General features: G+C 59.7%; 8 protein-coding genes and 1 tRNA gene. 1 reads left to right on the top strand and 8 read right to left on the bottom strand.

Annotated features, from left to right (window positions below):
- Positions 1 to 400: 400 nt before the first annotated feature.
- The 5 genes from ICL81_RS09935 to ICL81_RS09915 all read right to left on the bottom strand — a co-directional run bounded on the left by ICL81_RS09935 (position 401) and on the right by ICL81_RS09915 (position 9,186).
- Positions 401 to 1,444: a class C sortase gene (locus ICL81_RS09935; RefSeq protein ID WP_188034736.1), complete on the bottom strand. Its 1,044-nt coding sequence runs from the start codon at positions 1,442 to 1,444 to the stop codon at positions 401 to 403.
- A 122-nt stretch (positions 1,445 to 1,566) separates the two neighbouring features.
- On the bottom strand, positions 1,567 to 3,117 hold the full coding sequence (locus tag ICL81_RS09930) for a SpaH/EbpB family LPXTG-anchored major pilin (RefSeq protein WP_188034735.1): 1,551 nt from the start codon (positions 3,115 to 3,117) through the stop codon (positions 1,567 to 1,569).
- A gap of 93 nt (positions 3,118 to 3,210) precedes the next feature.
- Positions 3,211 to 7,080: a collagen binding domain-containing protein gene (locus ICL81_RS09925; protein WP_188034734.1), complete on the bottom strand. Its 3,870-nt coding sequence runs from the start codon at positions 7,078 to 7,080 to the stop codon at positions 3,211 to 3,213.
- A gap of 118 nt (positions 7,081 to 7,198) precedes the next feature.
- The gene (locus tag ICL81_RS09920; RefSeq protein WP_188034733.1) at positions 7,199 to 8,941 is read right to left on the bottom strand and encodes a sigma-70 family RNA polymerase sigma factor; all 1,743 of its coding nucleotides are present in this window, start codon (positions 8,939 to 8,941) and stop codon (positions 7,199 to 7,201) included.
- A 164-nt stretch (positions 8,942 to 9,105) separates the two neighbouring features.
- A tRNA-Tyr gene (locus tag ICL81_RS09915) sits at positions 9,106 to 9,186 on the bottom strand.
- Between the two features lie 126 nt (positions 9,187 to 9,312).
- Here ICL81_RS09915 and ICL81_RS09910 point away from each other — a divergent pair.
- Positions 9,313 to 9,804, top strand: a complete 492-nt coding sequence (locus ICL81_RS09910) for a GNAT family N-acetyltransferase (protein WP_188034732.1) — start codon at positions 9,313 to 9,315, stop codon at positions 9,802 to 9,804.
- Positions 9,805 to 9,898: 94 nt separating this feature from the next.
- On the opposite strand, the gene ICL81_RS09905 is transcribed toward ICL81_RS09910, so the two are convergent.
- The 3 genes from ICL81_RS09905 to ICL81_RS09895 form a co-directional block, all read right to left on the bottom strand.
- Positions 9,899 to 12,502 (bottom strand): transglycosylase domain-containing protein, encoded by a 2,604-nt coding sequence (locus tag ICL81_RS09905; RefSeq protein WP_188034731.1) that lies wholly within the window; start codon positions 12,500 to 12,502, stop codon positions 9,899 to 9,901.
- Between the two features lie 117 nt (positions 12,503 to 12,619).
- A complete protein-coding gene (locus ICL81_RS09900; RefSeq protein WP_353055492.1) occupies positions 12,620 to 13,858 on the bottom strand; it encodes a glycosyltransferase in 1,239 nt (412 codons plus the stop codon).
- 76 nt (positions 13,859 to 13,934) lie between these two features.
- Positions 13,935 to 15,224 (bottom strand): glycosyltransferase family 4 protein, encoded by a 1,290-nt coding sequence (locus tag ICL81_RS09895; RefSeq protein WP_188034730.1) that lies wholly within the window; start codon positions 15,222 to 15,224, stop codon positions 13,935 to 13,937.
- Positions 15,225 to 15,291: the final 67 nt, after the last annotated feature.

Raw genomic sequence — 15,291 nt, 5'->3', positions numbered from 1 at the left:
AGACAAGATGCGAGTTTGACCTGACAAATAGAAACACTGACATAAAAAATGTCACTGAATTATTCATCCAAAAAAGGAATCTCCAACACAAACCACAAAGGTTCATGCCAGGGATAAAAAATTGGCATTTGACAATCAAGTGCACACTATTGAGTTCTCAAGGACCAGACACTCCCCGTACCGACCAAACCAATGGCCCTCCGAAAAGCAGTCCAACAACCAAAACCTAAGTAATTGATTGACCACAAGGCAAAAAACCGAAGCAGCTGAGCTGCCCGGCTGCGTTGCGGCGACAAGGGAATACATTACGCCGATCCACACCCCAGCGCAAACCGAGACCGTTTCACGGGCGTGTTCCGGCACGAAGGTGATCTCAACCTTGCTCCTCGGTTGACAGCGTCTACCGTTCGTCGCTTTCCAACCTCGAGCTAGCTACTTCAGCAGAAGGATCGGACACTTTCACTTTCTCGCTCGTTCGATCAACCGCACGTCGAGACGAGCTGCGACGTGGTTTCGTGCTCCAGAACACATAGCCGCCAGCAAGCACCACTGCGCCACCGACCCCAACCGCCCACCACGGGAACCCAGGAACGCCAGACGGCTGTCCCGCAGCATCCAGATCGCTCTGCGGTGTTGGCGAGATCCGCTCCCCCGTAACGAGGATGCGATGGGAGTTCACACCGAGCGGCGTGCAAGTGATAAGTGTCACGAGATCTTCGCCTGCTTCCTGGTGAAGCGTCTCGGTCTGATCGGGCTCAACCACCACTGTCTCGCGAACCCGGTAGGTCAATACCTCACCAAAGGTTTCAACGGTAAACGTGTCTCCCGGACTCAGCTTGTCGAGGTCTGTAAACATGCGTGAGCTCGCTAGTCCCCGGTGACCAGTGATCACTGACCTCGTACTCTCGCCACCGACGGGGAGAGACGTACCTTCAAGGTGGCCAAGGCCACGCAGCAGCGTATCTTCGTCCGTACCGTGATAGATCGGAAGGTCGACATCGATCGACGGAATCCGCAGCCTCGCCATCACCCCGCTCGGAGTGCTCAGCTGCTCACGGTACGCAGTTTCCTGCTGGGAAAGCTCGCCAGATCCAATCGCGACATTCGCTCCTGCGGGAAGGAGGGCGCCCGCTGACAAGCTCTCGTTGTAACGGTATGCGTCACTTACCTGTGTTGCAGGGTCAGGGGTCGTCTGCGCAAGCTCACGGTCGTACAGGCCAATGATCGAAGCCTGGTTGAGCTGCGAGAACCACGCGGCAGTAGTCGGATAGAGCATGACGCTCACTCCGAGCAACCAGCATGCCACCGTGATCCAGGTAGAAGCAGTCGGCCGCTTGCGCTTCGTTACGCCTGCGACCGACTGCTGATCCCGCCGTTTTCGCGCATCGCGCTGCGAAACCTCTGCGATGGGGAGTTGCTGAGACTGCGCTGCGTGGCGATTCATAATGATTCCTACGGTAACGACGGGGCGTCGGCATGGGGAGGATTACTCATTTGGGGGAAACAGGTACTTCCCACACCGACGAGTTCAGGGCTGGGGGCGCGAACGCCCCCAGCGGAGAGGGTTTACGCCTCTGAGTTCTGTCGGCGACGAGCGATCATCACCGATCCTGCTGCGATCGAGACGAGCGCGAGGCCGCCTACAACCATGAGCACCTGGCCAGCCGCACCGGTGAGCGGCAGCGACGGTACTTCCTGCTGGCGGTTCGGGATCTGGTTCTCGACAGGAACCGAAGTCACTGCACCAGCGCGAACAATAACCTGGGTCTTGGCATCGTCACCCGTCGGAAGCACGAAGCCGTTAGGTGCCTTGATCTCTTCAAGCACGTAGCAACGCTCAGTCAGGCCGTTGGTCTTGGTTCCACCCTTGAGTTCGTCGTCACCGATCCACAAACCAGGAATCTCGATTGCACCATCTGCGCCCGAGGTCGCAATGTACTCAGAGCCATCTGCGTTGGTTACAGGAGTCAACGCATCGTCAAGACGGCAGTCAGCTGCCTTTTCGCTCATCCACACACGGAATTCAGCTCCGGTCAGGCCCTTCGAGGCCTTGTCGGCATCAATCTTCTGCATCTTGACCTGGCCCCAACGGGTCCAAACCTCTTCAGTGGGGGTACCGGGGTTGCCATCGCCATCCAGGTCGAGGTCATTCACATTGACCAGCGCCTGGTTGGCGATTTCACCGTTTCCCAGTGACTTTACGGTTGCCTGGAAGTCGACCTGAACCAGGTCACCCTGCTTGAGCTTTGCGAGTGCACCAGTGAGCTGGACCGAGAGCGTAGAGCGTTCTGGCGAGCCAGCCTGAGCCCAGGCAGCGGTGTAGTCAGTACCAGCAACGAGCGCAGTACCATTCAGCGAGACCACCGGCGCATCAGTGCCGGTCAGACGCTCATCGAGGGTATCGGTGACCACAAACTTTGCATAGTTGTCTCCAGTAACAGCCGGGGCTTTCTGCGTGATCGAGTAGCTCACCTTAGAGCCAAGCACGAAGCCGTTCTCAGGCTGATCCTGGATGGTCTTGTGTGGCTTATCACCAACGTCGTTCTTTGGGTACAGGTTGACGTCGTATACCCAGCTACCGTCGCCCTCGCCCTGGTTGACACCGGGTGTCGGAAGCGTGACGATGAACGGTTCTGCCTTCTTCGTCACGCTTGCTGGAGCAAACTTTTCACGCACGACATAGGCGCCAAGCGGCATACGCTCACTCTTTGCGATGCCATCGACAGTCGCTGGCAGCTCGGTGCAGCCTGAGAGCGTGTGTGCGCCGAGCGCAGTACCAGTACGCGCGCCGATGAGCTGCGCATCAGTGACCGCGCGCAGAGTGTTCCAACCCGCGTTCGTGCCGTCAAACAGGTTGATGCCGTCGACCTTGCAGTACTCGAAAACAACGCCGTCGATCGGTTGTGACGAGGGAACCGTGCCACTACCGTCAGGGTTCATTGCTCCCCCACCCGGGTTTTCAAACTTATGGATCGTCAGCGATCCGTCTGCAGCGGTGTCAATGTTCTCGGCATATGCTGCCGAACCGCCAGCAAACAGACCCAGCGCACCAACAGCGAGCGCCGCCGATGCTGCGAGGCCACGGCGCATTGCGCGCGGTGCAGTGTTCTGAGACATGGGAGTTCCTTTCTGAGCTGCCGAGAAACGGCAGTGGTGCGATCCGCGCACCCACTGATTTACGAGGCGCGGAAGAATATGAAAATTGTGTGATTAGGCAGTGCGCTTGGCTCGTGCTGAACGGGTCACGAGCAGCGCCGTGACTCCGATCAGCAGGCCGCCACCGATGAAGAAGAGGAACGAACCGATGCCACCCGTAAGCGGAAGGCCAGGAACCTCAATCTGGGTGTTCGTGATCTTGCCGATTGCAACAGTGTTGTCACCTGCGATTTCAACCGCAATCGGATCACGCAACTGCACGAAGCCCGGTGGCGCCTTGGTCTCAACGAGGTGGTAGGTGCCAGGCGGCACATTGGTGAGCAAGAACTTGCCAGCCGCTGGATCAGTGTCAGGTCCGGTGCAGTCAGCCGCGACGTCGCGCACACAGTCAGTTACGGCAATGGCCTCAGCACCGGCAATCGGTTCGCCTGCGGCGTCGACTGGCTGCAGTTCCCACGCGGAACCCGCGAGTCGAAGCTGCTGCGGATCAACCTTTTCCCAGCTCACGTTCACGCCCGGCTTGAAGTTCGAGACTGTTCCGAACTCGTAGGTCCATGACGTTTCGTTGAGCTTGCCTGGTCCAACCACTAGGCGGATCGGCTGCTTTGCGAGGACGTACCCCGACGGTGCTTTCGTCTCGACGAGATCGTAAGTTCCCCAGGGGATACCCAAGAGTGTGAACCGGCCAGGCGCGGCGTCACGGTCTTCACCGCACGAGCTTGCGACCTCACAGTCAACGATCGTGCGTGGCCACTCGCCAGCAGGCATGCGCCCGCCCTCAGCAATGACCGGAGTCAGCGTCCACTCAGAACCAGCGAGCAATGTCGTACCGCTCGCGCCATCTACCTTGCGCCATGACAGATTAGGGGCAAGCTGCAGGCCAACCTTTGACGCCTCGCTTGGGAGAATCGCAGTGCCGTTCGAGTTGCGGTTCGCAGCAATCGCAACGTTGTTCCAGGCAATTCCAGTCAGGTCGCCGTTTTCGCCGGCAACTGCTGGGAACGTACCAACAAATTCATCTGCTGGTTTCCAGACGCGTGCGCCGAAATCAATACGAACACCAGTGACATCTGCCCAATTGCCCGGGGCTGCGGTTGTCCAGTCATCAGTGCATCCGCTTGGCGCGCTGGTCCGGCTGCCCCCGCCATTGCCTGCGAGTTCACCACGGCACGGGTTCGTTGCCTTCGAGTACTGCACCACGGCATCTGTTGGCAGTCCGGTCACTGCCCCAGTCATAAAGACATCAAACTGCGAGCCACGAGCGTCAGCACCCGGTCGAACGCCATGGTCACCCACGCGTGGCAGCAAGTCGTACACCACAACATTGCGCATATCGACGTTGCCAGTATTCACGACCGGAATACGGTAGGTGGCGACGCCAGTACGGTCAGTCGAGCCCACACCGGGCGACGGTACGAACTGTGCATCGTGAACGCCCTGAACTTCCTTATGCGAGCCCATACCTGGGCCCTCGACAACCGTGTACGGGCGCTCTGCACGACAGCCAGTGTCAGCGTCAGGGCCTTGAACCTTGTTTGCAAAGCTGAGGTCGGCCCAAGTGGTCGATCCGTTCAAGACGCTCGGATCGGCATAACGGCCAGGCGAGGCACACACGAGGTATCCCGTTGCAGCTTCAGCGGCCTGTACCAAGGTGTAGTTCTTGTACGTTGCTGCCGGGACGCTGTCCTTCACACGCACGTCGAATCCGACAGTCAGCACATCGCGTATGCCCTGCTCGTCGTAAATCTTCAAGCCCCCACCGGTGGGCAGATTCGGGAAATCGACGACGATCTTGACGCGAGTTTTCCCATCAATCTGAACATCAGTCACTGTGAGACGCGGCTCACCGAGCTTGGCGATGACATCGTCTTCACCTCGCATGGGATCCCCTTCAAGTGCAAGGTGAAGCTTCGACGCGGGATCGTAAGACAGGTTCTCGGGCAGGATCTCGGTGATCGTCGGCGTGAAAGTTCGCTTCAAGTCAGCCTCGTACTCGGAGTACCAGGTGTCGCGTTGGGTAACAATCTCGACTCGCAGCTCGTCGCCTGGCTGTGCAAGCGGCTGCGCTTCCTTTTCATCGATCGTTTGGGCGGTCAACGGGTTGTACATGCGCTTAACGGTGTAGATATTCACCGGGTCACGCACGATTCGGTTGTAGCCGCAGCGACCCTCATGATTGGAGTCGACGAGCGCATCGTTCCGCGTCATCGATCCGCCATTCCAGCGAACCGTATTGTCTGCGGTGCAGTTCTCGACGGTGACCCACAACGGATGCTCCGAAGCAGGTGTCACGCCGCGAACCGGCGTGGGCGCTGCAGTACCCGTGGTCAAGAAATGCGGCTGATAGACACCATCTGCAACGGCCTGTGAATTGTCCAGGGGAATGTCATCGCTGACTGTACCGAAGAGGAACAATTTACCTTTGGTGCCAGCTTTCACGGGATTGTCTGCGAGCCAGAACTTCGTGACCCATTCTCCAGCAGACATAGGGATCGCTTGCGAACCGTCCAGCCCATCACAGAACCGCACGGTTGCATCGCCGACAAGGTTTCCCTCGGCGATCGTGCAGATTCCGGTGCGTCCCTGATTCGTCTGCCAGTGCACCTCAAGCTTCGACATGCTGCCGTTTGCACCGAAAGAAATCTGTTTGTAGGCAGGCTTGGCGCACCCTGTCGACTGCGTGTCGGTTGGTGATGACCAACCGCATGGCAGCATGTCAGTCAGGTTCCAGGTTCCGTTCGCGTTGCCTGTGCCCTCGATGCTGAACTGGTGCAGGTAACCACGCACCCAATCTCCATTTTCGTGTTCCGCGCCTCGCGAGAACTCGCGCGCGTTCCCGTTCGAGGCCGCATACGAGATGCCCTTTTGCACGGTGAACTTTCCGTCAGCGCCGATTTGCACATAATGCGAAGCTGCTGCAGCATCATCGAGTTCGCTATCTGGACGCAGCCAGGGTGTTGACTTCGCGGTCACGTTATTGGTCTGCTTGATGTGATTGTTTGCAGCGTCAGTGAACGTCGAAGCCGGGAAGTTCACGGTCACAAACATGCTCTTGTTGAAAGTCGATTTGTCACACTTTGCAATGCCCATCGCATCTACTGTTGCGGAGCTTCCGAGGCGCCAAGTAACGGTGTGCGCTTGCGCGTCATATTCGCCGCCGGATGAGGCCGACTTGAATACGGTCCCGGGAGGAAGCTGGTCAACAACAACGAGATCTTTCATTGCCCAGAATCCTGGAGTTTCGCAGATGTTTCCGTAGGACGTGAAGGTGCCGTCGTCACTCCACTGTTTGGGATACCCCGCGCGCACCTCGTACGTCACATCCGCATCAACGTAGGGATCTTTTGTTGGGGAATACTTCACCTTGTCAACTTTGAGTCCAACATCGGAGCGGATCACTGCTGGATCTGAAGTGGCTGAGGCAGAGCCAAGGCTTGAGGTAAAGGTCGCAGTCGGCGTGACGGTCGTACCATCGGGGGTCACCCAATTCTGCGTTTTCAGCATGAACGTGACGGTGCCCGCGTTCGAACCGGTCATTGTTGCCGGCATCTCCCACACGATCTTGCTCTCGGCGCCGCTGCCGATCACTTGCACCTGATAGCTTTGCCCATTCACCGTAACGGCAGTGAAACCCTCGACTTTGAGGGAAAGACCATCGGGCTGGCCGAGTGGTACAGGCACCTCGATCTTCCCACCGTTACACTGCGGCGAGTTCGTACTGCCGCACTGCCACAGCACCTCAAAGGTGATAGTTTCCCCGGAGAGCACCTCGGTATCTATCGGGCGGACCGAAACGGAAACGTCACCATCCGCCGCGAATGCCGTGGTAACGAGCCCGGTGCACAGCACCAACAGACTCATGACCCCGGCAATCACCGCGCTCAGTACTCTGCTGCGTCGTAAACGCTGTCGCTGTGCAGCCATCTTTTCCCCGCCCCTACGTTTTAACTAACGTGGCAATCTTTCCCGATAATTGCCGTTCAAGGGAAGAGAGGATGAGATGAATTTAATGTGACGCGGTTTAGAAAATATTTTTTACAATCTATTTTGCGACAGTGGCTTGCCTACGTGCGATGAGCAGCAAACCTCCAGAGAGCACTATGGAGGCTCCACCACCCGCCAATAGGTAAAGGCTCGGTCCCCCCGTATTCACCAACGCAGCCCAGGCGCTACGGTCATTGGCGATAATCACTGGCTGGGGGTGCTCACTCGTCAGTACCGAGCGTGCGATTACCTCTGTACGTGCCTTCTGTCCGCTGGGCAACACATACCCTCGTGGCGCAGCAATCTCTTCAAGCACGTAGCAGCGTTGAGACAGGCCATTCTCCATCGTGCCGACATCGCGTTCGTCATCCCCCACCCACAAGGCTGGGATCTCAATGAGTCCTTGCGCTCCAGAGACCACGACAAATTCGTCCCCGTCAGCTGCCAGGACCGGCACCAAGTCACTATTCACCAGGCATCCAGCTGTCTGCGAGCTTGCCCAGAGCTTAAACTTTGCTCCTGCAAGGCCTCTGATCGGGTCACTGGCGTCAACTTTCACGGCTTGCACACCGCCCCATCGTGACCACACCTCGTTGGTCGGTGCGCCGGGTTCGCCGTCACCGTCGAGATCGAGATCGTTGACATTCACGTGAGCTGAGTTTGCAAATTCCATGGTCGGAGGCAGTCCTGGCAGCGTTGCCCGTTCATCGCCAGAGCTTGCACCGGCATCACCAGCCACCGGTGGCGACACTCCCTCTACCGGATCAGCTGCGGCCGCGCCATCAGACGCACTCCCCGCTGAACCTGCATCCAGCTGTTCGCCCTCAGAACGGCCTAGCCCAGCGTCGGCATCAGCATTGGTCGATGAGTCTGAGCTGGCAGCCGGAGACTGAACGTGCTCAGGCACAGGCATCGGCACTGGTGCCGGTGGCTCAAAGAGCATTGGCATTGCAAGTCCAGCTGCCACGGTTAGCACTCCGATGGATGCTGCGGCAGCTCCCGTTCCTACAAGTGCGCTTCGCTTCCAATTCTTGTTTACCGCGATCACGCCCGCGCTGACCATACCGATCACCGCGGCCTGCTCGACGAAACGCTTCCAACGCTGACGGCACGCCGGGCAACCCTCGAGGTGGGCTTCTGCCTGACCACGCCGCTTACCGTTCTTCTTGCCCCAACGGATCTCACTAAACTGGGCAACGCACGCCGCACAGGCGCCGCCGAGCTGGGCGGGAGGGTGCATGCGCTTCAACCAAGACTTACGCAGTCCCTCTTTCGCACGCTTCAACAGCACCGAAGCAGAGTTTGGCGTCATCTCAAGCTCAGCCGCGACGTCCTGCACTGAGCGTCCGCCGACCTCAACTTCGAGGATGACGTAGTTCCAGCGCTCGGGGAGATCTCGCAGCGCTGCAGCCGCAGCTAATTGCTCTTCACGTTCCGACAACAGCACTTCGTTCATTGGTGCGGTTGGATCGATCACGACGTCGAGCTCATCGGCGCCTACCGTGCGTTTTTCGACCGTCCAATGCCGAGAGAAGCCGGTGTTGATCGTACGGAACAAGTAGCTCCGGAACGAATCCGTTGGTCCCTTACCCCGCAGCAGCTCACGGAATACAGCGTCGAAGGCATCTGCCACAACGTCTTCGGCAGCTTGCGAGTCTTTCCCTTTTGCCCACCGCAATGCCATCTCGTGATGTCGTTCCCAGAGCACAGCAAGCGGCCAGGCATTGCCCTCGCGGAGCACATGGCACAACTCAGCGTCGCTGAACGCGGCGTCTGTGAATCCAAGGTCTTCTACCGTCACAGCAGGCCATAGTAGCAATTCACGATGACTGCGCTTCGCAACTTCACAGCGATCCGCCGCTGAAGGATAGCGATCGCATTCAAAATACATGCAGAGGTGTTCTCAAAACCGACGACCGAGAAACAAGAAAGCCCCAGTTCCGAAGAACTGGGGCTTTTATCCTGTGGCGGATGCGAGATTCGAACTCACGTAGCTTGCGCGGCTGATTTACAGTCAGCTCCCTTTGGCCGCTCGGGCAATCCGCCAGGGTTTGATCGCGCGAACGCGAACAAGCATTAACTTTAGCGGCTTCGAGACGGAAATAGGAAATCGAGGTGCAGAATTCTCGCCCTCGGCATGTCGCGTTCTCGCCACCGTGACAGAATCGGCTCATGACTCCATGCCAACACCAGCTCCCGTCTGGCCTCACGCTGCACACCGCTCGAGACATCGACGAACTCGCGCCCGCAGCCCTGTACGGCATCATGCAGCTTCGGCAGCAAGTGTTCGTTGTTGAACAGGAGTGCGTCTACCTTGATGCCGACGGCCGCGACCTCGAGCCGCACACCGTGCAGATCTGGGCGGCCGCCGATGATGGTGCAGTCGCAGCCACCCTGCGCGTGCTCGACGACTCCGCAGATGAGCCCGGTCTCATCGCTATCGGCCGTGTCGCCACTGCACCCGACTGGCGCGGCCAAGGCGTTGCGGCTGAGCTCATCATGCATGCGCTCGAACTCACCGCCGGCTCCCCTGCGATCTTGCACGCGCAGTCCCACCTCACGCAGTGGTACGCCCGCTTCGGTTTTGTCGCGTGCGGCGCAGAATACCTCGAGGACGGCATCCCACACACTCCGATGCGACGCGAGCCCGCACCACTGGTGTAGGTGGCGGATCCGCACCCGACCTCACCCCAATACAACGAAGACGGCCCCGGGAGGAATCTCCCCGGGGCCGTCTTCGTTATGTCACCGCGACGTATCAGTCAGCTCCGCAAGCAAGCTTGAGCTTGACGGTAGCTCCGCCCTTCACGGCAGTGCCACTCACTGGATCAGCGCTTACGACCTTGTTCTTGTCAGGGTCTTCCTTCTTGCCAGTTTCACATTGGAAGTCGGCATTCAGGGAGACCGCCGCGAGACGTTCGGCAGCGACTGAGCCGGTCACGCCGGTCAGCCCGTCCGGAACCTTGGTCATGTTGCCCGAGCTCTTGTACAGCGTGATGGTCGCACCCATCCATGCTTCGCCGCCTGCACCAGGGTCGGTGCGAGCGACGAGGCCACGTGCCAGCTCAGAGTCGGTATCGCCACCGTCAGCAACGGTGAAGCCCTGCGCCTCAAGAATCTTGGTCGCTTCCTCAACCGACTTGCCGGTCACGTCGGGCACGTTCACCGCAGTCTGGCGGATCGCAGATTCGCTCGGCTCGGGGAACGCTTCGCCGCCGTACACGCGGTCGGCTACCTCGAGGATGCGGGGCATGATCGAGTGACGTGAGTTGTTGTAGCCGTAGGGAATCAGGCTAACCTTGCCCTCAACGTTTCCGACCCACACTGCGGTCGATACGCGCGAGCTTGCAGCGATGAGCCAGGTGTCAACATAATCATCCGTTGATCCGGTCTTACCGAGGTGCGGGATACCCATATAGGATCGCGCCGAGCTTGCCAGACCGCCATTGACGGTCGCTTCCAGCGCGTAAGCAACGCCCGCAGCCACCTCGGGCGAGATTGCCTCGCGGCAGTTGCCACCGGTGAACTTCACCTCTTTCCCCTCGGAGTCGGTGATCTTCTCAATCGGGACAGCGTCACACACGGTGCCGTCGCCAGCAAACGCCGCGTAGGCATTCGCCATGGTCACCGGAGCGACCTCATCGACACCAGCGAAGACGCCCGAGGGCACGCGGGTCAGGTTGGTCGTGCCGTAGTTCTCGAGGTCCTCATTCGTCATGGGAGCCGCGCGATGCACGCCTAGCTTCTCTGCGAGATCGAACGTGTCACAGAGGTCCATCTCTTGCTGCATCGAGATGAAGCCACCGTTGACAGACCACTGGGTCGCCGTCAAAACCTGCTGGCCACCCTTGTATCGGTTGTCATCGTTCTGGAAACCGAATGAGCCATAGCCATAGATACCGTCAGGCATACACTTTGCACGGAAGGAGCTGAACTCAACCGTACGCGCGTCCACGTTTACACGGTCACGTACCGAGTGGCCGGTGCGGATCCACTCTGCGAGCGTGATCGGCTTGAAGGTAGAGCCGACCTGGAAGCCACCGGATCCGCCATAGTCATAGTCCGTGTTGTAGTTAATACTCGTGTAGCCAGGGTTCGAGTTCAGGACGTCTGGGTCCTCACTGAACGGTCGGTTCTGCGTCATAGCGAGGACCTTGCCGGTCTTCACTTCGACGCTGACTGCGGTTGCGCCGAGCGAGATGCCCTCTTCGGTAGAGGGGACGTTGTCGCGCACTGCCGAGGTCGCCGCAGCCTGAAGCTCGGGGTTCACAGTCGAGATGATCTGCCAGCCACCACGGTTGAAGTTGTAGTCGCGCTCCTGCTGGGTCGCGCCGAAGCTCGGGTCATTCTGGATGTAGCGCTGCACATAGTTGCAGAAGCTGCCCATGCCCTTCGACTCTGCCGCCGAGCAGCCAGCCACGCGAGGCGTGATGTGGGGCTCAACCGGAGTAGCGATTGCTTCCTCGTACTGCTTCTCGGAAATACGACCGTGCTTGTACATCGAATGCAGCATCAGGTCACGACGCTTCTTATTTGCCTCGATGTTGTCGGGGTCGTCGATCGCAAGAGCGTTCGGGGCGTTCACGATTGCCGCAAGGCTAGCCGCCTGGGGCAGCGTCAAATCTTTGGCAGTCGTGTTGAAGTAGTAGTGCGCGGCCGACTCGATGCCGTACACGCGGTTGCCGAACAGCGCAATGTTCAGGTAGCCAAGAAGGATCTGGTCCTTCGAGTTCTTCTTCTCAATCGAGATCGCGTAACGCATCTCCTTGAGCTTGCGCTCAACGGTCTGCTCCATCGCGTCTTCGTAGGCTGCCTCACGGTCAGCTTCGTCAGCGTGTGCGAGCGACTCCTGGATGAGCACGTTACGCACGTACTGCATCGTTACGGTCGAAGCACCAGAGAAGCCCGAACCAGCTGCGTTCTGCAAGAGCGCTCGGCTGGCAGCGAGTACGTCAACACCGCCGTGGGTGTAGAAGCGCGGATCCTCCTCAGAGACAACCGCGTCCTTGACGTACGGACTAATCTCGTCCCACTCAACGACCTCACGGTCCTGTGAGTAGAAGTCTGCGACCTTCTCAAGGCCGCCTTCAACGTTCGGGTTCTTTGCGTAGATCGTCGACGGCTGTGGCAGCGTGCCGGGATCAATATGCTCGGGCAGGTTTTCGAACAGGCTGACTGCGGACGACGCCGCAAATCCGCTCACTGCCACGACTGGCGTCACTGCCGCAGCCACGAGTACACCAGCAACAACGCTCATTGCGATTGCGCCGAAAAGGCCGCTGATCTTGCGGCCGCCACTCGCGGATACGGTGCGCGCGCGAGAACTCTTTGCGCGCGTCTTCGTAGGCCTGGGTTGAGTCATACCCTCCAGATTAGGCCACGGAGCTGACGATCACCTTCGGCTGACTGAGAAAGTTCGTGTGCGTTGGGGGCTTTCCAAGGTGTGCGAGGCGCCGATCCGCGCCCCGCACAGTGACGGCTAGTGTGCCGAAGGAGATGCGAGATCTGCGGGATCTGCCCCGCGATACAAGGCCTCGAAGGTGTCGAGGGTGCGATCGATGTCGTGTGCCTTGACTGCCTCGAGCGACGCGAGCTGCATCTGCTCGTACTCCGCGGGAGATGCTGTGAATACCTTCGTGAGGTAGTCAGCAAGTTCTCGATCGTTACCAGGTTGGAACAGGAATCCGTTTTTTCCCTCGTCAACGAGATGAGGGAGCGCCATCGCGTCTGCCGCGAGGATCGGGAGACCCGAGGCCATTGCCTCCATGGTCGCGATCGACTGCAGCTCGGCAATCGAGGCGATCGCGAAGACGCTTGCCTCGGTGAGGTTGCGGCGAAGCTCCTCGTCGGTAACGCGGCCGGTGAAGTGCACGCGGTCCTGCAGGCCGAGATCCGCCACGAGCTTTTCAAGGTTCTTGCGCTGATCGCCGTCACCAACGACCGTGAAGGAGGCGTTCAGGCCCGCATCCAGGCGACCGAGCGCGCGAATGATGACGTCGATCTCCTTCTCCTGCGTCACACGACCAACGAAGACGATCTTGTTCTCGGCGCGCGGCGCGACGACAGCCTCGTAGTCAGCGGCACGCAGGCCACAGCTGACAGGCAGCACACCGCGACGCTCCGTGCTGCGTTCGAGGAAGTCAGCGGCGCGGCGCGTGGGAGTCGTGACCGCACGCGCACGGCGCAGCACCCTGTCTGCGGCCCGCCAGCCCCAGCGCACGAACGAGCGCTTGGCGATGGGAGGCAACAGCGTGAAGTCAAGGACGTTCTCAGGCATGACGTGGTTTGTCGCCACGATGGGGATGCCGCGCTTCTCGGCTTCGATCGAAACACCCTTACCGATCACGATGTGCGACTGGATGTGGATGACATCGGGCTGCACCTCATCGAGCACGACCTTCGCGTAGTGACGCGCGCGCCAGGGCAGCACGAACCATAGCCAGTCGTGCGGGTACCAGCGGTAGCTCGGGATGCGGTGCACCGTCATCGTCTCGCCCTCGATGGTCTCCGTGAAGCGCCCCTTGCGCTTGTACGACGCCGATGGTGCCATGACATGCAGTTCGTTTCCGCGGCGCACGAGGCCAGCAGAAAGTCGCTCGGTGAACCGTGCCGCGCCATTGACGTCGGGGGCAAACGTGTCGCAGGCCTGCAGGATCCGCAGTGGGCGCTCGGCCCCCGATTCAGGCGCAGTTGCGGCGTCGTTCGGTGTAATTCCCACGGTTCCCACTTTCAGTACATGAGCGGTTGCTCACGGTCTCACTACTTCAAGCTTACGAAGCTAGCAGGGATTTTCCTTACGCCGCTCGGCAACCTGCCTGCAAGATTGCTGCAATTCCTGCTGCGTGCGCTGCGCCCTGGCGGTCGCGTGCGTACTCCTCGGCGGCTTCGCCAGCAGCGTCGAGTGCCCCGCGATCGATCGCGAGCCCAATAAGCACGTTGGCAAGCGCAGCCGCGTCTCCCGTTTCGGTGCCGTCGCCCGCTGCACCAATTGCAGCGTCACCGAACTCGCGCGCGAGCACGGGATCACTCACGATGATCGGCCGCTTCCGCGCGCACGCTTCGAGCGCGACCATTGGCTGGTTATCGAATCCGAGGGAAGTGAGCACGATCGCATCTGCGCGCGTGATCAGTTCACCAACCTCGTCGCTCGCCAGGCGGCCGTGGTAGGTCACGCCCGGTTCGATCTCACCGTGGCCACCTGCAATATCAAGGTGGATCGCGTTGCTTCCGGCGCCCGCACTTTCGAGGCCGGCACGGGCGAGGCGGATCGCCTCAAGCACGACCTCAATCCGCTTTTCCGGCGCGATCCGGCCAGCCCAGACGAGCCGCAGGTGAGGTTCCTCTGGTGCGTGGGTGTGGCCGGGGGCGCCGTCGGCAGGCTTGGGCTCATCAACGAGTGGCTGCACCACGTTTGAAAGCACGTGTACGTTTTCGACACCAGCGATGCGCAGCGCATCAGCCTGGTGGCGGGACGGCGAGATGACGGCGTCTGCCTCGGTTGCAAGGCGATGAGTCATGCTGCGCAGTGCGTTGTTGATCGTCGTGCTGCCGCGGAACTTCTGCTTTCCGGGCAGGCCGGTGAGTGTGCGGTGGAACGCCGTTACGACGGGCGCGACCGGCGCGAGCGCCTTCGGAGCATCCCAGAAGTAGGTGTGCACGGTGTGCAGGAGCGGTACCCCGAGTTCTTGCGCAGTCTCAAGCGCCGCGGCTGCAAGCGCGAACTCCGAGTGCACGATAATTCCGTCAATGTGCTGCTGCTTGCCAAGCTTGGTCAGCGCTCGGCTCAGGCGACCGCGGCTCGGAAGCATGGGTAGGTCGAGGCCGGGCAGCGTGAAGAGCACCTTGGGGTCGCGCGTTGCGAGATGTGTTGGCCGGTCATTGCGGAACGTCTGCGTTGCATCAGGAGCAACCACTGTCACACGCCAGCCGGCGTCTGCGAGCGCCCTGGCTTGCCGCACGAGCGCGATCTGCGCCCCACCGAGATAGCTCAGTGAGTAGTCGCACACGATCATGACGCTCGGCTGCGGGTGCTGTGAGTTGCTCATGTCTTTCATCTTGCCACCGGTGTATGTACAAAACGTCATACACTCTCACTAGGTTATTTTTCCTTAGGCGTAAAGACGTTGGTGTTATTTGTCCAATGAGGCCAAT

It is taken from the genome of Leucobacter sp. cx-328, assembly GCF_014530035.1.
In the GTDB taxonomy this organism is placed as follows: Bacteria; Actinomycetota; Actinomycetes; order Actinomycetales; family Microbacteriaceae; genus Leucobacter.
This window is presented reverse-complemented; position numbering and strand designations above follow the sequence as displayed.

What these genes read in the sequence shown, in the direction of transcription:
- ICL81_RS09935 (WP_188034736.1), bottom strand. Translation starts at nt 1,444, where the DNA reads ATGAATCGCCACGCAGCGCAGTCTCAGCAACTCCCCATCGCAGAGGTT.
- ICL81_RS09930 (WP_188034735.1), bottom strand. Translation starts at nt 3,117, where the DNA reads ATGTCTCAGAACACTGCACCGCGCGCAATGCGCCGTGGCCTCGCAGCA.
- ICL81_RS09925 (WP_188034734.1), bottom strand. Translation starts at nt 7,080, where the DNA reads ATGGCTGCACAGCGACAGCGTTTACGACGCAGCAGAGTACTGAGCGCG.
- ICL81_RS09910 (WP_188034732.1), top strand. Translation starts at nt 9,313, where the DNA reads ATGACTCCATGCCAACACCAGCTCCCGTCTGGCCTCACGCTGCACACC.
- ICL81_RS09905 (WP_188034731.1), bottom strand. Translation starts at nt 12,502, where the DNA reads ATGACTCAACCCAGGCCTACGAAGACGCGCGCAAAGAGTTCTCGCGCG.
- ICL81_RS09895 (WP_188034730.1), bottom strand. Translation starts at nt 15,224, where the DNA reads ATGACGTTTTGTACATACACCGGTGGCAAGATGAAAGACATGAGCAAC.